General features: G+C 73.1%; 14 protein-coding genes and 1 pseudogene. 12 read left to right on the forward strand and 3 right to left on the reverse strand.

Translation table 11 applies throughout. The features are described from left to right. The 5 genes and pseudogenes from B4M60_RS06690 to proB all read left to right on the forward strand — a co-directional run. Positions 1-337, forward strand: a pseudogene (locus tag B4M60_RS06690) (hypothetical protein); the annotation flags it as partial. 237 nt (positions 338-574) lie between these two features. Beyond that, positions 575-880 (forward strand): 50S ribosomal protein L21, encoded by a 306-nt coding sequence (gene rplU / locus B4M60_RS06695; protein WP_291081480.1) that lies wholly within the window; start codon positions 575-577, stop codon positions 878-880. A 68-nt stretch (positions 881-948) separates the two neighbouring features. Further along, the gene (gene rpmA, locus B4M60_RS06700; protein WP_291081482.1) at positions 949-1,212 is read left to right on the forward strand and encodes a 50S ribosomal protein L27; all 264 of its coding nucleotides are present in this window, start codon (positions 949-951) and stop codon (positions 1,210-1,212) included. Between the two features lie 126 nt (positions 1,213-1,338). Continuing rightward, positions 1,339-2,799: a GTPase ObgE gene (gene obgE, locus B4M60_RS06705; protein WP_291081484.1), complete on the forward strand. Its 1,461-nt coding sequence runs from the start codon at positions 1,339-1,341 to the stop codon at positions 2,797-2,799. Further along, a complete protein-coding gene (proB, locus tag B4M60_RS06710) occupies positions 2,796-3,911 on the forward strand; it encodes a glutamate 5-kinase (protein ID WP_291081486.1) in 1,116 nt (371 codons plus the stop codon). The genes obgE and proB overlap by 4 nt, the downstream gene beginning before the upstream one ends. Positions 3,912-3,953: 42 nt before the next feature. Here the strand turns inward: proB and B4M60_RS06715 are convergent, their stop codons facing one another. Further along, positions 3,954-4,835 (reverse strand): Sir2 family NAD-dependent protein deacetylase, encoded by an 882-nt coding sequence (locus B4M60_RS06715; protein ID WP_291081488.1) that lies wholly within the window; start codon positions 4,833-4,835, stop codon positions 3,954-3,956. Further along, entirely contained in the window at positions 4,835-5,602 is a 768-nt protein-coding gene (locus tag B4M60_RS06720; protein ID WP_291081490.1) for an MBL fold metallo-hydrolase, read from the reverse strand. The genes B4M60_RS06715 and B4M60_RS06720 overlap by 1 nt, the downstream gene beginning before the upstream one ends. Here B4M60_RS06720 and B4M60_RS06725 point away from each other — a divergent pair. Further along, entirely contained in the window at positions 5,601-6,653 is a 1,053-nt protein-coding gene (locus tag B4M60_RS06725; protein ID WP_291081492.1) for a DUF5995 family protein, read from the forward strand. The two genes, B4M60_RS06720 and B4M60_RS06725, sit on opposite strands and share 2 nt — an antisense overlap. A gap of 148 nt (positions 6,654-6,801) precedes the next feature. Next, the gene (locus B4M60_RS06730) at positions 6,802-8,535 is read left to right on the forward strand and encodes an FAD-binding dehydrogenase (RefSeq protein WP_291081508.1); all 1,734 of its coding nucleotides are present in this window, start codon (positions 6,802-6,804) and stop codon (positions 8,533-8,535) included. A gap of 29 nt (positions 8,536-8,564) precedes the next feature. On the opposite strand, the gene B4M60_RS06735 is transcribed toward B4M60_RS06730, so the two are convergent. Continuing rightward, positions 8,565-10,706, reverse strand: a complete 2,142-nt coding sequence (locus tag B4M60_RS06735) for a RecQ family ATP-dependent DNA helicase (RefSeq protein ID WP_291081494.1) — start codon at positions 10,704-10,706, stop codon at positions 8,565-8,567. A 145-nt stretch (positions 10,707-10,851) separates the two neighbouring features. On the opposite strand from B4M60_RS06735, the gene B4M60_RS06740 reads away from it, so the two are divergent. The 5 genes from B4M60_RS06740 (at position 10,852) to B4M60_RS06760 (ending at position 16,799) form a co-directional block, all read left to right on the forward strand. Then, complete coding sequence (locus tag B4M60_RS06740; RefSeq protein ID WP_291081496.1) at positions 10,852-11,463, forward strand: class I SAM-dependent DNA methyltransferase; 612 nt, start codon at positions 10,852-10,854, stop codon at positions 11,461-11,463. Between the two features lie 71 nt (positions 11,464-11,534). Then, complete coding sequence (locus tag B4M60_RS06745; protein ID WP_291081498.1) at positions 11,535-12,839, forward strand: glutamate-5-semialdehyde dehydrogenase; 1,305 nt, start codon at positions 11,535-11,537, stop codon at positions 12,837-12,839. Between the two features lie 64 nt (positions 12,840-12,903). Next, entirely contained in the window at positions 12,904-13,785 is an 882-nt protein-coding gene (locus tag B4M60_RS06750) for an AAA family ATPase (protein WP_291081500.1), read from the forward strand. 12 nt (positions 13,786-13,797) lie between these two features. Next, positions 13,798-15,228 carry a vWA domain-containing protein gene (locus B4M60_RS06755; RefSeq protein WP_291081501.1) on the forward strand — a complete coding sequence of 477 codons (1,431 nt, stop codon included), beginning with the start codon at positions 13,798-13,800 and terminating at the stop codon, positions 15,226-15,228. Positions 15,229-15,251: 23 nt separating this feature from the next. After that, positions 15,252-16,799: an Hsp70 family protein gene (locus B4M60_RS06760; RefSeq protein WP_291081502.1), complete on the forward strand. Its 1,548-nt coding sequence runs from the start codon at positions 15,252-15,254 to the stop codon at positions 16,797-16,799. Positions 16,800-16,903: the final 104 nt, after the last annotated feature.

Here is a 16,903-nt window from a genome sequence, read left to right on the forward strand (position 1 = left end):
CGCTGCCGGCGAGGACGTCCGGACCGTGGAGCCCGCCGCGCCGGCCGACGAGATCGCGTCGAGCACCCCGGGGACCCCGGCCTCGCCGCCCTCGGCGGACGCCGGCCCGGTCGAGGAATCGTCGGGTCGACGGCCCCGCAGGCGGTCCACCCGTCGCGAGGCCGGCTCCGCCGCACCCGCGGATGCCGACCAGGCGGCCGCGCCGGTCGCGGTGGTGCCCGTCGCGGCCGCGCCCCTGGCGCAGGCACCCACGGCCGTCGTCGCGGAACCGCGTCAGCGGCCCGCCCGGCGGCGCGCGACCCGGTCGACGATCGCTCCGGGGGACGCCGATCACTAGAGGTTCCGGGCCCGGTGGGATGGTCGGTTTGACCTGCTGCACCGCCGGGCCGTAACCTTGACAAGTCGCTCGTCGCGGCGCTATGTCGTCGCGCGAGAAGTCGCGGGCCGGGCCTGAAAGGGCCGACCGGGCCGGCGATCCTCGTCGATGAGAGTCGACGGGCAAGAGAGAACACCGCACATTAGGTGTGGACGCCCCACGGCAGCCACACACCCGAGAAGCAAGGGGAAGCCCTCCATGTACGCGATCGTCAAGACCGGCGGCAAGCAGTACAAGGTCGCCGAAGGGGACCACGTCAAGGTCGAGAAGATCGAGGGCGAGGCCGGCACCTCCGTGTCCCTTTCCCCGATCCTCGTGGTCGACGGCTCGACCGTCACCTCCGCCGCCGACGCCCTGGCCAAGGTCACCGTCTCCGGCGAGATCGTCGAGCAGACCAAGGGACCCAAGATCCGGATCCACAAGTTCAAGAACAAGACCGGGTACCACAAGCGTCAGGGCCACCGGCAGAAGCTGACGGTCCTGAAGATCACCGGTATCAAGTAATCCACCGCGGCCGCCTAGGCCACCAGCTCAGCGCCCTCGGGCGTCTTCCCTGAAGGAGGGGTTCGGACATGGCAAGTAAGAAGGGCGCATCCAGCACCCGTAACGGTCGTGACTCCAACGCGCAGCGCCTCGGCGTGAAGCGCTTCGGCGGCCAGGAGGTCAACGCCGGCGAGATCCTGGTGCGCCAGCGTGGCACCAAGTTCCACCCGGGCGTCGGCGTGGGCCGTGGCGGCGACGACACGCTGTTCGCCCTCGCCGCCGGTGCGGTCGAGTTCGGCACCAAGCGCGGACGCAAGACCGTCAACATCGTGCCCGTCGGCGCCGAGGCCTGACCCGGTAGCAACTGACGCGATTCGCCCTCGGGGGCCGGGCGGGGTCTTCAGGACCCCACGCCCGGTCCCCGAGAGCATTTCCGCCACACCCCGTACGACCCACGACCAGCAGGAGGAGTCCGCACCATGTCGAGATTCATCGACCGCGTAGTGCTCCACCTCGCGGCCGGGGACGGCGGCCGTGGCTGCTCGTCCGTGCACCGCGAGAAGTTCAAGCCGCTCGGCGGCCCCGATGGGGGTAACGGCGGCACCGGTGGGGACGTCGTTCTGGTCGTGGACCCGCAGGTCCACACCCTGCTGGACTTCCACTTCCGGCCCCACGCACGCGCCGGCAAGGGAGAGCCCGGTATGGGCGCCAACCGCAACGGCGCGCACGGGGACGACCTCGTCCTGGCGGTCCCGCCGGGGACCGTCGTGCTCGACGAGGACGGTGAGGTCCTGGCCGACCTCACCGGCGCCGGGACCCGGTTCGTCGCCGCCGAGGGCGGCAAGGGCGGCCTCGGCAACGCCGCGCTCGCCTCCCGCGCCCGCAAGGCCCCGGGCTTCGCGCTGCTCGGTGAGCCCGGCGAGGTCCGCGACCTGACGCTCGAGCTCAAGTCCATGGCCGACGTCGGGCTCGTGGGGTTCCCGTCGGCGGGCAAGTCCTCGCTCGTGTCCGTGCTCTCGGCCGCCAAGCCGAAGATCGCCGACTACCCGTTCACGACCCTGGCCCCCAACCTCGGCGTGGTCTCGGTGGGCGACGACACGTACACGATCGCCGACGTGCCGGGCCTCATCCCCGGGGCGAGCGAGGGCCGCGGGCTCGGTCTGGACTTCCTGCGGCACATCGAGCGCACCGCGGTGCTCGCCCACGTGGTGGACTGCGCGAACCTGGAGTCCGACCGGGACCCGATCTCCGATGTCGACGCGCTCGAGGCCGAGCTCGCCGCCTACCAGCCGGAGCTCGCCGACGCCGGGCTGGGCGACCTGGCGGACCGGCCGCGCGTGGTGGTGCTCAACAAGATCGACATCCCCGACGCCGCGGACATGGCGGAGATGGTCACCGCCCACTTCGAGGCCAAGGGCTGGCCGGTCTACGCCATCTCCGCCGTCGCGCACAAGGGGCTCGACGAGCTGCGGTACGGGCTCTACGAGCTGATCAAGGCGCACCGCAAGGCCAACCCGCCGGCGGCGCCGGAGCGGATCGTGCTGCGGCCCAGGGCGGTCGACGTGGAGGAGTTCAGGGTCCGGAAGGATCCCGTCGAGGCCGGTGCGTTCATCGTCACGGGGGTCAAGCCCGAGCGGTGGATCCGTCAGACCGACTTCGAGAACGACGAGGCCGTGGGCTTCCTCGCCGACCGTCTGTCCCGGCTGGGCGTGGAGACCGCCCTCATCAAGGCCGGCGCGCAGGAGGGGTGCACGGTCACCATCGGCGGCGTGTCGTTCGACTGGGAGCCGCAGACCCCGGCTGGCGTGGACCTCATGCGGACGGGTCGGGGGACCGACGTCCGTCTGGAGGCCGACGACCGGGTGGGTGCCGCCGAGCGCAAGTACCGCAAGCGGGTGCGTCGCGGACTCATCGACCCCGACGAGGAGATCCTGGAGTGAGTCCGGAGCGGGAGCTGCGCCGCCGCATCGGCGCGGCCCGCCGCGTGGTGGTCAAGATCGGGTCCTCCGCCATCACGAGCTTCGGCGGCGGGATCCGGCGGCCCCAACTCGACGCGCTGGCCGACGTCTGCCAGGCGCGGATGGCGGCGGGGTCGGACGTGTTCGTCGTCTCCTCCGGCGCGATCGGTGCGGGGATGTCTCCGCTCGGGATGACCGTCAGGCCCTCGACGCTGGCCGCCAAGCAGGCCGCCGCCAGCGTGGGGCAGCTCGAGCTGGCCCGGGCGTGGGGCGACTCCTTCGCGCGCTACGACCGCGTGGTGGGGCAGGTCCTGCTCACCGCGGGCGACATCGGGCGGCGGGAGAGCGCGGCCAACGCACAGCGCACCCTGGACCGGCTGCGGACGCTGCGCGCGGTCCCGGTGATCAACGAGAACGACACGGTGGCCACCAACGAGATCCGCTTCGGCGACAACGACCGGCTGGCCGCCCTGGTCGCCCACCTCATCAGCGCGGACGCCCTCGTCCTGCTCTCGGACGTGGACGCGCTGTACGACTCCGACCCCCGCAAGGGCGACGCCACCGCGGTGACGATGGTCGGCGGGGAGAACGACCTGGACGGCGTGGTGGCCGGCGCCGGCGGGGCGCTGGGCACCGGCGGGATGGCGTCCAAGCTCGCCGCGGCCCGGCTGGCCGCCGACGCGGGGATCCCGGTCCTGCTCACCGCCGCCGGGCTGGCCCCCGAGGCCCTCGCGGCCGACCCGGGTGTGGGAACGGTCTTCGCCCCCCGACCCGAGAGGATGACCGCCCGGCGCTTCTGGGTCCGCCACGCCGCCGACGCACGGGGGTCGGTGCTGCTCGACGACGGCGCGGTCCGTGCGGTGACCGGGTCCCGACGGTCGCTGCTGCTGGCGGGGGTGACCGGCGTGGAGGGGCTGTTCCACTTCGGCGACGTGGTCGAACTGCACGACTCCGACGGCCGGGCCGTGGCCCGCGGCATAGCCCAGTACGACTCGATCGAGGTCCGCGCCCGGCTGGTCGAGCGCGCCGAGGGTGCGGAGAACCGGGGCCAGGGGCGCCCGCTGGTCCACGCCGACGACCTCGTGGCCCTCTGATCTCCACCGGCCGTCGGTGAGGGCACGGTCGACCCGGGCGGATCACAGGGCCCGGTCGACCAGGGAGAGCACCTCCACGCAGTCGCCGTCCACCGTGAGGGTGGCCTCGTCGTGGGCCCGGGTGCGGCCGCGGTTGACCACCACGACCGGCACGCCCGAGGTCACCGCCCGCCGTACGAACCGGTATCCGGACCGGACCGTGAGGGAGGATCCGACGACGACGAGGAGGTCGGAGGAGTCCACCATGGCGTTGGCCGCGTGCACACGGTCCGCGGGGACGTTCTCGCCGAAGTAGACGATGTCCGGCTTGAGCACGCCCGAGCAGGCCGGACAGTCCACCATGCGGAAGTCGGAGGTGTCGGTGAGGACGGCGTCCGCGTCGGGTGCCACCTCGATCGCGCCGAGGGTCGCCACGCGGTCGGCGAAGCCGGGGTTGAGCCGGTCCAGGTCCTCGTGCAGCGCCCAGCGGCTCTGCCGGAGTCCGCAGTCGAGGCAGGTGACCACCCCGTAGGTGCCGTGCAGGTCCACGATCCGGCGGCTGCCGGCCTTGAGGTGCAGCAGGTCCACATTCTGGGTGACCACCCCGGTCACGAGGCCGCGTCGTTCCCAGTCCGCCAGGAGCAGGTGCGCGGCGTTGGGCCGCGCGGCCTCCATGTGCCGCCACCCCAGGTGGTTGCGCGCCCAGTAGTGGCGCCGGAACCCGGGGTCGCCCACGAACTGCTGGAACGTCATCGGGGTGCGGCCGGGGGAGTCGGGGCCCCGGTAGTCGGGGATTCCCGAGGGGGTGGAGATCCCGGCGCCGGTGAGGACGGCGGCCCGACGGCCGCGCAGGAGGCGGGCGAGCGAGGCGGCGCGGTCGGGCAGATCGGGGTCGGGATCCGTCCGCTCGGCGGGCGTCCAGGCGGTCTCGCGTATCCGGACCATCACGAGCCCCCGGGGCCCGAGGGGTCGTGTGCGCAGACCACGTGCAGGTCGCCCCGGCGCCGGGCGGCCACCGCGGCCAGCAGGGAATGGGTGATCCCCACGGCGGACGGCTGGAGGGCCATGACGCGTTCCCCGGCGGCGACCACCCCGGGGTGGCGGACGGTCGGGTCGACCTGTCCGCGGTGGTAGAACGCGTCTCCGGCGTGCAGGACGTCGACCTCGTCGTCATCACCCGGCACGTACACCCCCGCGTGCCCGGCGGTGTGCCCCGGCAGATCCACGAGCAGCATCCCCTCGACCACGTGGTCGAGGTCTCGGACGCGGAATCCCTCCCACCGATCGGTGCCGTAGACGTACTCGGTGAACCGGGGCCCGTGGGACCACTGGGCCCTGCGGTACCGGCGACGCTCGGGGAGCCGGGGGGTGCGCACCGCCCACGTGAGGCACTCGGACGCGACGTGGACCTCGGCCGCGGGAAAATCGGCCAGGCCGCCGATGTGGTCCAGGTCGAGGTGGGTGATCACGATGTGCCGGACGTCCCGGGGGTCCAGCCCGAGCGCCTCGATGCGACGGACCGCGGTCTCGGCGGGGTCCAGCGCCGGGCGCAGGACGTGGCGCAGCGGCCCGAGGCGGGTCGCGGGGTCGGCGATGTCCCCCAGGCCGATCCCGGAGTCGACCAGCACCAGGCCGCCAGGGGCCTCCAGCAGCAGGATCCGCGTGGGGGTTCGGCCCGCCATGGTCCCGCAGTTGAGCTGGTGGATCCGCATGCCGGTCACGGTACCGGCCACGGGGCCCCGGGGCCCCGAGGCCCCGGGGCCGGTGGCGGTGGTCGGGGCGCAGCGCTACCGTCCGCTGATGATCCGCTCGTGGACCCGCTCCGTTGCCGTGGTGGTGGCGGTATGCCTGACGACGGGCGCCGGCACGTCCGGCGTCGCGTCGGCCGAACCGCCGACCGTGTCGTCGACCGCCGAGTCGGCCCGGGCCGTGCCCGACCCACCGGACCCGGTGCCCGGGATCGTCCCGCGGCAGGCATGTGGGACTCCACTCGGCGACGGTGACCTCGCACGGCTACGCGACCTCACCGCGCCCGACGCGTCGCCGGCCCTGTCGACTCTGGAGGAACTGGAGCGTCGGACGGCACGGAGTCGCGAGGTGGGAGATCTTCTCGCCGCACACGGAGACCGACGGGGGCTCTTCGGCGTGGGCCTCGATGAGGTCGAGTCGGACCCGGTTCTCCCGCTGCAGCGCAGGGGCGTCGCCCCCGACCCGGAGTGGGCGCGGAAGCTCAGTCTCGTGCTGCTCGAGCCCTATCTCACCGCTCTGCACGCCCACTTCTCCGGTGCGCCGGTCGACGAGCACTGGGCGCGCTACTTCTCCCTGGCCGTCGACTGCCGCCAGCGCCCGGCATTCGTGGCGATGACGGGGTATAACGCCCACCTCACGGTGGACCTGGCCCGGGCGGTCGCCGCGACCGACGCCGTCCCCGAGGACGTCGGCGGCTACCTGGAGATCGTCGGAGGGATCGCGGATCACCGACGACTCATCATCGATCGGACCCTCGAGGTCTACGGTGCGGATCTCGGTCCGTTGTGGAATCTCTACGTGGTCGGTCCCGCGATCGATGCGGTCACCGGCCCGGGCGTCGGCTCCGGCGCACTGCTGCGGTTCGGGGACCAGGCGTACAGCCTCCTGGCGTTCTCGCACGGACTGGCGCTGCAGGACCCCGCGGTGGCTCCGGTGGCCGCCGGGCAGGTCCTCGGTCTGTGGCGGGATGTCGACGTGGTGTTGCAGTCCATCACGGCCGTCGGCGGCCTCTGACGCGCCCCACGCGCGTTGCAGCGCACGCGGGGTGCAGCGCACGCGGGGCGTGCCCAGGCGGCACACTGAACCCGTGAATAATTCCGCACGCACTTCGGGCGACGCCCGTCCCGTCCACCCCACGTATCCGGCCTGGCAGCCGCCGTCGATGTCCCGTGCCGCCAACACCGGGCCGCTGCCCGCACCCGAGCCCGGTTTCAGCCCCGACGTGATCGTGGTGGGTCACGGGCTCGCGGGCCTCGTGGCGACCTACGAGGCCAGCCGCGCCGGGAGGAAGGTCCTGGTGGTGGACCAGGAGAACGAGAAGAACCTCGGCGGCCAGGCGTTCTGGTCGCTCGGTGGCCTCTTCATGGTGGACACCCCCGAGCAGCGCCGGATCGGGATCTCCGACTCGCTCGACCTGGCGTGGCGGGACTGGCTCGGATCCGCCGGCTTCGACCGCCCGGAGGACCAGCGGCCCCGGGAGTGGGCGCGTGCCTACGTCGAGTTCGCCGCCGGGGAGAAGCGGAAGTACCTCCACGACCTGGGGCTGCGGATCATCCCCACCGTCGGATGGGCCGAGCGCGGCGGCGGCGACGTGGCCGGTCACGGCAACTCCGTGCCGCGCTTCCACGTGACGTGGGGGACCGGACCCGAGGTGGTCCGGGTATTCGAGGAGCCCGTGCTGGAGGCGGCCCGGGAGGGGCTGGTGCGGTTCGCCGTGCGCCACCGGGTGGACGAGATCGTGGTGGAGGACGGTCGGGCCGTCGGCGTGCGCGGCGCGACGCTCGTGCCCTGCGACCTGGACCGCGGGGTGGCCTCCCCGCGCGAGGAGACCGGGGAGTTCGAGTTCCGGGCGGGTGCGGTGCTGCTGTCCTCCGGCGGGATCGGCGGCAACCCGGACCTGGTGCGTCGGTACTGGCCCACCGACCGCCTCGGCCCGGCTCCCGAGCACCTCATCGTGGGCGTGCCCGAGCACGTGGACGGCCGGATGCTGGAGATCTCCGAGGCCGCAGGCGTGAACCTGGTCAACCGCGACCGCATGTGGCACTACACGGAGGGCGTGTCGAACTTCGCGCCCATCTGGCCCTCTCACGCGATCCGCATCATCCCCGGCCCGTCCACCCTGTGGCTGGACGGCAACGGCGACCGGATGCCGGTGCCGCTCTTCCCCGGATTCCACACCACGGCGTCGGTGGAGGCGATCCGCAGGGCCGGTCACGACCATTCCTGGTTCATCCTCGACTCGGCGATCGCGGGCAAGGAGTTCATCCTCTCCGGCTCCGAACAGAACCCGGAACTGACGGACAAGAGCCTGAAGAAGTTCGCCTCCAAGGCTGGTGGCGGCCTGCCGCCGTCGATCGCCGACTTCGCCGAGAAGGGTGTGGACTGGGTGGTGGCCGACACCATCGAGGAACTGGTCGCCGGGTTGAACGACACCCTGAGAGAGGGCGAGCCCGCGCTGGACGTGGACCGAGTCCGCGAATTCGTCCTGGCGATGGACGGGCAGATGGACAACCCGTTCGCCAAGGACGCCCAGGTCCAGGCCATCCACAATGCCCGACGGGTGCTCACCGACAAGCTCACCCGGCTGGCCAAGCCGCACCGGCTGCTCGCGGACTCGGGACCGAGCAGGGGCTCGGCCGCCGGGTCGGGAGGGCCGCTCATCGGCGTCAAGGTGCACCTCATGACCCGCAAGACCCTCGGCGGGATCGAGACCACCCTGGACTCGCAGTGCCTCACCCCCGAGGGAGAGGTGTTCCCGGGCCTGTACGCGGCGGGCGAGGTCGCGGGGTTCGGGGGCGGCGGCGTCCACGGGTACAACGCGCTCGAGGGCACCTTCCTCGGCGGTTGCATCTTCTCCGGCATGAAGGCCGGGCGCGCGATGGCGCGCGAGGCCTGAGGCGGTCCGCTGACACCGCCGCTCCCGGCTCAGCCGGCGGAGGCGATCGCCAGCGGGAGGACCGCGGGCGCTCCCGCGGTGCGCAGGTGCCGCGCGGCCTCGGTCACCGTCCAGCCGGTCCCGAGCAGGTCCGTGACCAGCAGGACGGGCCCGTCCGGGCTCACCCCGGGACCGGTGAAGGTGCCCCACAACTGGGCCACCCGGTAGGCCGAGTTCTGGGCGGTCACCGCGGGCAGCGCCGGGTCCCGGGTGATCTCCCCGAGGGGCTCCATGCGGCCCATCCGCGCCAGGGCCCGGGCCAGGCTCACGACGAGTCGGGGGTGCTGCCCGGTGAGCAGGGCGGCGACGCCGGTGGGCCGGTCCGCCCAGCCCCACTCGCGCAGGACGGGGACGCACGAGCGGACCAGCCACTCGGGTGCCTCCTGGTCGGGCTCGGCGAGCAGGGACCGCAGCTTCTGCCCCAGACCGAGATCGGTCAGGCGGGCCAGCGCCCGTCCCTCCTCCGGTCCGTCGGCGATCCTGCCCTTGAGCGGCACGTCGAGCTTCGCGAGGCCGGAGGGCCACTGCCGGCGGGCCGGCACCACCACGCCGGGCCTCTCCAGGGCGTCGCGGGCCCGGGACAGCGCACCGGAGTCGACCTCGGTGGTGCGGCGCTCGCCCGTGCAGTTGTCGCAGCGCCCGCAGCCGCCGGACGACTCGTCCAGGGTGGGGTCGTCCAGTTGGGCGCGGAGGAACTCCATGCGACAGGACCCGGTGCGCTGGTACTCCAGCATCGTCTGCTGCTCGGACTGCCGTGCCCGGGCCAGGCCCGCGTAGCGCTGGGCGTCGTACTGCCACGACTGCCCGGTGGACACCCATCCGCCCCTGACCCGCCGCACCGCGCCGTCGACGTCGAGGACCTTGAGCACCATCTCGAGGCGGGTGCGGCCGAGATCGACGGCCGGCTCCAGGGCCTGCGTGGACTGCGGCCGGTCGGGGTCCAGTGCGTCGATGACCCTGCGCACCACGTCCTCGGGCGGGAACGCCAGCGACGCGAAGTGATTCCAGATGGCGCGGTCCTCGGGCCCGGGCAGCAGGACCACCTCGGCGCGGTCGGCCGCGCGCCCGGCACGGCCGATCTGCTGGTAGTAGGAGATGGGGGAGGGCGGGGCTCCGAGGTGGACCACGAAGCCCAGGTCCGGCTTGTCGAAGCCCATGCCCAGCGCGGAGGTGGCGACCAGCGCCTTGACCTGGTTGCCCAGCAGGGCGCGCTCCAGCTCCTCGCGTTCCGCGGCGTCGGTGCGGCCGGTGTAGGCGCTGACCCGGTGGCCGGCGGAGGTGAGGAGCTGAGCCATGTCCTCGGCGGCGGCCACGGTGAGGCTGTACACGATGCCGCTGCCCGGCAGGGACCCCAGGTTCTCCACGAGCCAGGCGGCCCGCTTCTCGGAGTCCGGGATGTCCACCACCGACAGTCGCAGCGACTCCCGATCCAGGCCGCCACGCAGGACGAGCGTGTCATCGCCCACGGACTCACCGACCCCGAGCTGCTGGGCCACGTCGCGGACCACACGGTCGTTGGCCGTGGCCGTGGTGGCCAGGACCGGCACGCCCCGGGGCAGGTCGGCGAGCAGCGTGCGGATGCGCCGGTAGTCCGGGCGGAAATCGTGGCCCCAGTCCGAGACGCAGTGGGCCTCGTCGACCACCACCAGCCCGGCGTCCGCGGCGAGCGCGGGCAGGACCGTGTCCCGGAAATCGGGGTTGTTGAGACGCTCGGGGCTCACCAGCAGGACGTCGACCTCGCCGGCCCGCACCGCCGAACGCACCTCGTCCCACTCGGTCATGTTGGCGGAGTTGATGGTGGCCGCCCGCACCCCCGCCCGGGCGGCGGCCTCGACCTGGTTGCGCATGAGCGCCAGCAGCGGCGAGACGATCACGGTGGGGCCGGAACCCAGTTCCCGCAGCAGCCGGGCGGCGATGAAGTAGACCGCGGACTTGCCCCAGCCGGTGCGCTGGACCACGAGGGCGCGCCGACGGTCCGCCACCAGGGCCTCGATGGCCACCCACTGGTCCTCGCGCAGGACGGCGCCCGGCCCGGCCAGGGCGCCGAGCAACTCGTCGGCACGCGCGCGCAGCGCCGCCCGGTCCACGGAGATCGGGTGGTCGGGATGGGGACGGTCCGCCGGCGAGGTCATGGCCCCATCGTGCCCCACCGCTACGACAGGGCAGCCGCGGCTCAGGGTGCGGGGGCGGGCACCCGGCGCCCCGGTCCGCCGGCCCGGCTGTCGCCGCCCTCGTCGTCGTCGACGCCCTCCGCCCCCGGCGGCCATACTGGGCCGTATGGCACAGACATGGAAGCAGATCGTGGAGGCCGACCCCGAGCACTCCGAGCGGTACGCCCGACGGTGGGACGACATGGTGGCCGACGGCGTGGACATCGACGGCGAGGCGCGGCTGATCGACGCGATGGTCCCGCGCGGCGCCCGGATCCTCGACGTGGGCTGCGGCCAGGGTCGCACCGGCGCCTACCTGCACTCGCGTGGCCACCGCGTCACCGGTGTCGACCTCGATCCGCACCTGATCGAGCGGGCGCGCCGGTCGTGCCCCGACGCCTCGTGGGAGGTCGCGGATCTGGCGGACGACGGGTGGGCCCGCGGCCCGTTCGACCTCGCCGTCTCGGCGGGCAACGTCCTGGCCTTTGTCGACCCCGCCGACCGCGGCGCCGTGCTGACCAACCTCGCCGCGCGGCTCACCACGGCGGACGAGGGCACCGACGGCCGGGCCGGCCGCCTGGTGGTGGGCTTCGGACTCGACCGGGGCTGGACCCGCGAGGAGTTCGACCGCGACGCCGACCGCGCCGGGCTCCGGGTGCAGCAGCGTTGGTCGACGTGGGACCTGCAGCCGTTCGGGGACGACAGCGGCTTCATGATCACCGTCCTCGTCCGGGCCTAGGCGAGGTGGTCGGCCGCGCCCGACGTCGTGGGCCCACGGGCGCGGCGACCCACATCGGTAAGCTGGCACGCATGACTGCCAGCCATCTCGACGCCCCCGACCTCACCGGCCAGACGGACGCCGATCGGCCCGCTGCGGACCCGACCCGGGACGCCGTCCACGACGCCGCCCGCCGGGCCCGCGTCGCCGCGCGGGAGCTGGCGTTGCTCACCGCGGACCGCAAGAACGCGCTCCTGCTGGCGGCGGCCGACGGCCTGATCGCCGCGGAGGTCGGGATCCTCGAGGCCAACGCCCGGGACATCGAGGAGCAGGCGGCGGCCGGCACCGGTGAGGCGATGCTGGACCGGCTGCGGTTGACCCCGGCTCGCATCGACGGGATCGCCGGGGGGCTGCGCCAGGTGGCGGGGCTGGCCGACCCGATCGGGTCGGTCATCCGCGGCTCCACGAGGCCGAACGGGCTCGAGCTGCGCCAGGTCCGCGTGCCGCTGGGGGTGATCGGGATGATCTACGAGGGTCGGCCCAACGTCACGGTCGACGCCTTCGGCCTGGCCTTCAAGTCCGGCAACGCCGCCCTGCTCCGCGGCTCCCGGTCCGCCCGGCACTCCAACGAGGCCCTGGTCACGGTCCTGCGTGGGGTGTTGTCGGAGTACGGACTGCCCGTCGACGCGGCGCAGCTGCTGCCGTCGGAGGACCGCTCCTCGGTCACCCACCTCATCCAGGCCCGGGGCCTGGTGGACGTGGTGATCCCGCGGGGTGGCGCCGGGCTCATCCAGGCGGTGGTGGAGAACGCCAAGGTGCCGGCCATCGAGACCGGCACCGGCAACTGCCATCTCTACATCCATGGAGACGCCGACCTGGACGAGGCGATCAGCCTCCTGCTCAACGGCAAGACCCGTCGCTGCAGCGTCTGCAACGCCACCGAGACGGTGCTCCTCGACGAGGAGTTGGGCGACGCCGCCGTGGACCGCGTGGTGGGGGCGCTCGAGGCCGCCGGCGTCACCGTGCACGGCGACCGCGAGGGACTGGTGCCCGCCGACGACGTGGACTGGGGGGAGGAGTACCTCAGCATGGACATCGCGCTCAAGGTGGTCGACGGGGTCGAGGGGGCTATCGAGCACATCGCCCGCTGGTCCTCCGGGCACACCGAGGCCATCTCCACCCGCAGCATCGACGTGGCGGACCGGTTCTGCGCGCGGGTCGACGCGGCCGCCGTGATGGTCAACGCCTCCACCGCGTGGACCGACGGGGAGATGTTCGGCTTCGGCGCCGAGATCGGGATCTCCACCCAGAAACTCCACGCCCGCGGCCCCATGGGGCTCGAGGAACTCACCAGCACCAAGTGGATCGCCCACGGCAAGGGGCACGTGCGGCCGTAAGGTCCGCCCGCCCGGGCCGCCCGCGGCCCGCCACCGACGACCCCGAACCGAGAGGATCCACCCCATGGACCGAGCCCGCACCGCCCAACGACCGGCCTTCGAGAGCATCGACCACGTGATCGACGCCCTCGGCGGGCAGGGGTACCTCGCCGACCGCTCGACCGCGACCGTCGTCTACCTCGCCGACCGGCTGGGCAAGCCGCTGCTCATCGAGGGGCCCGCGGGCGTCGGGAAGACCGAGCTCTCCAAGGCGGTCGCCGCGGCCACGGAGGCCGAGCTCATCCGGCTCCAGTGCTACGAGGGCGTGGACGAGGCCCGGGCGCTGTACGAGTGGAACCACGCCAAGCAGATCCTGCGCATCCAGGCCGGCCAGGGTGAGGGCTGGGACTCGACGCGGGACGACGTCTTCTCCGAGGAGTTCCTGCTGTCCCGGCCGCTGCTCACCGCGATCCGCCGGAGCGAGCCCACGGTGCTGCTGGTGGACGAGGTGGACAAGGCCGACATCGAGATCGAGGGCCTGCTCCTGGAGGTGCTCAGCGACTTCGCGGTGACGATCCCCGAGCTCGGCACCATCGAGGCCACGCGCAAGCCGTTCGTGGTCCTGACCTCCAACGCGGCCCGGGAACTCTCCGAGGCCCTCAAGCGTCGCTGCCTCTACCTCCACCTCGACTTCCCGACCCCGGAGCTCGAGCGCAAGATCCTCGCCTCGCGGGTTCCCGAGCTGGACGACCGGCTGGCCGAGCAGCTCGTGCGCGTGGTCGGGGTGCTGCGGGCGATGGCGCTGAAGAAGGTGCCGAGCGTGTCCGAGACGATCGACTGGGGCCGCACCCTGGTGGCGCTGGGACTGGACACGATCGACGACGAGACCGTCCTGCAGACCCTCGGCGTGGTGCTCAAGCACCAGTCCGACCAGCTTCGCGCGGCCGCCGAGCTGCGGCTCAACTAGGAGACCGGGCACATGGCCAAGGGCACGCCGGGCGGGATGTCCGGACACCTCGTCGACTTTGTGGGCGCCCTTCGCCGCAAGGGCATCCCCGTCGGACCCAGCGAGGCGGTCGACGCGGCGGCGGCGATGGTGCACATCGACCTGCTCGACCGCGCGGCGCTGCGGGAGGCGCTCGCCGCGACGATCCTCCACAAGGCCACCCATCGCGGGGTGTTCGACCAGCTCTTCGACCTGTGGTTCCCGGCCGCCGTCGGTGCCCACGTGGCGCCGGACGCCGCCACCCTGGAGGTGGAGATACCGACCGACGACGACGGCAAGGTGGATCCCGAGGCCCTGAACGAGCTCATCGCCTCGCTGCTGCTCGAGGACACCGAGGAGTCACGGGCCAAGGCCCGGGCCCTGGCGGAACTGCTGGTGGAGCAGCTCGGCTCGTACGACTCGGCGGGCGGGCAGAGGTTCTCCGCCTATCAGGCGCTGAGCCCGCTCGACACCTCCGCGATCATGCGGAAGATCCTCGACGGACTGCTCGGCGCGGACCCCATGGACCCCGACGGGGCCACCAGGCACGCCGAGAAGTCGGCCGCCGCCAACTCCGCGGCGGACATGGTGCGGGGCTTCCTGCGCGAGGTCGCCGACGAGACCAGGCGGCGCACGGCCGAGACGGTGGGCCGCGACCGGGTGGCCGACTACGCGGTGGGACCCGCCGCCGAGCAGGTGGACTTCCTCCGGGCCAACGACCAGGACCTCCAGGCGCTGCGGCGCCGGGTGGGGCCGCTCGCCCGGCAGCTCGGCAGCCGCCTGGCGGCGCGGCGGCGCAGGCACCGGCACGGGGCGATCGACATGCGCAAGACCATGCGCCGGTCCATGTCGACCGGCGGGGTGCCCGTCGAGCTGGTGCTCCGCAAGCCCCGCCCCGCGCGGCCAGAGCTGGTGGTCCTGTGCGACGTCTCGGGCTCGGTGGCGGGATTCAGCCACTTCACCCTGCAGCTGGTGCACTCCCTGCGCGAGCAGTTCTCGCGCGTCCGGGTGTTCGCGTTCGTCGACACCACCGACGAGGTGACCTCGTTCTTCGAGACCGGGTCCGATCTCGGGTCGGCGATGAGCCGGATGGTCCGCGAGGCGGAGATCGTCACCTACGACGGCCACTCGGACTACGGGCACGCCCTGTCGGGGTTCGCCGACCGCTACGCCCACACGCTCACCCGGACCGGCTCGCTGCTCATCCTGGGGGACGGCCGCAACAACTACCGGGACCCGTCGGTGGACGCGCTCGAGTTCGTCAGCGAACGGGTCGGCCACACCCACTGGCTCAACCCCGAGCCCAGGCGTCAGTGGGGGACCGGCGACTCCGCCGCCTCGTTGTATGCCCAGTACGTGCCCATGCACGAGTGTCGCAACGTCGAACAGCTGACGAAGGTCGTCGCGGGCCTGCTCCCGGTGTGAGGGTGCCCCGATAGGCTCGTCCCATGCGTCTCGGGATCGATTTCGGCACCACCCACACGGTGGTGGCCGCCGTGGACCGGGGAAACTACCCCGTCGTCGCCTTCACCGACCCCGACGGTGACGCCCACGACGGGTTCCCCTCCGTCGTCGCGGCCGTCGACGGCGGCCTCGTGTTCGGCTTCCAGGCGCTCGCCGCCGCGGCGGACGGGTATCCGGTGCTGCGGTCCTTCAAGCGCCTCCTGGCCGAGCCGGACGTCACCGCCGACACCCCCGTCCGGATCGGCGGTCGGCACGCCCCCGACGCGGTGCGGGTGACGGTGGGCGAACTCCTCCCGGGCTTCCTCGCCGCGGTGCGCACCGCCCTCGTGCACGACTCGACGGCGGCGGAGCGGCTCGCCGACGAGGGGATCGGCCCCGTCGTCGTCGCCGTCCCCGCCCACGCCCTGGGGGCCCAACGGTTCCTCACCCTCGACGCGTTCCACGACGCCGGGTTCCACGTCGAGGGCATGGTCAACGAGCCCTCGGCCGCCGGTTTCGAGTACACGCACCGGCGCGCCGGGACCGTCACCGGGCGGCGCCGCCGCGTCGTGGTCTACGACCTCGGGGGTGGCACCTTCGACGCCTCCCTCGTCGCCGTGGACGGCGTCGCCCACGAGGTGCTCGACACCGTCGGCATCAACCGGCTGGGCGGGGACGACCTCGACGACGTGCTGGTGGAGCTGGCCGTGTCCGCTGCGGGGAGGACGCTCGCCGATCTCGACCACGCCGACCGGCTGGTCCTGCGGGAGGACTGCCGCGACGCCAAGGAGCGACTCGCGCCGCAGAGTCGGCGGGTCGCGGTCGACGTCGCCGGCACGCCGGTGACGCTGACCGTGGACTCGGTGTACGAGGCCTGCCGCCCGCTCGTCGACGCCACGGTCGCCGCGATGGCGCCGCTGGTGGACGGGTTGCTGGACGGGGACCCCGACCTCGCGGACCTCGCGGGGGTGTACCTCGTGGGCGGGGCGTCCGGTTTCCCGCTGGTTCCCCGGACCCTCCGGGAGACCTTCGGGCGGCGTGTCCACCGCTCGCCCATGCCCTGGGCGTCCACGGCGGTCGGACTGGCGATCGCCGCGGATCCCGGTTCCGGGTACTCGCTCACCGACCGGCTCTCACGGGGGGTCGGGGTGTTCCGCGAGTCGGATGACGGTCGCCGGACGGTGTTCGACCCGCTCCTCACCCCGGACCTCCAGGTGGCCCCCGGATCGGTCGCGACCGTGACCCGGCGCTACCGCCCCGCCCACGACCTGGGCCGATACCGGTTCGTGGAGTACACGCGTGTCGACCCGGACGGCGAACCCCGCGGGGACATCGCGCCGCTGGCCACCGTGACGTTCCCCTTCGACCCGGCGCTGCAGGGACGTGAGCCGGGCGAGCTGTCCGGGTTGCCCGTCCGCCGCTGGGAGGGTGGCCCGCTCGGCGAGGTCGAGGAGACGTACCGGGTGGACGGCACGGGGATGGTCACCGTCGAGATCGTCGACCTCGCCTCCGGGCACCGCGTGCGCCACGGCTGGGGCACGGGTGGGGGCTGAAGCCGGTCCGGACCGATAGACTCGGCGACCATGACCACGACGGGGACCGCCGCGGGCGCCGGGCGCCGCATCGGAGTGATGGGCGGGACGTTCGATCCCATCCA

This window comes from Dietzia sp. UBA5065 (assembly GCA_002415925.1).
Classification (GTDB): domain Bacteria; phylum Actinomycetota; class Actinomycetes; order Mycobacteriales; family Mycobacteriaceae; genus Dietzia.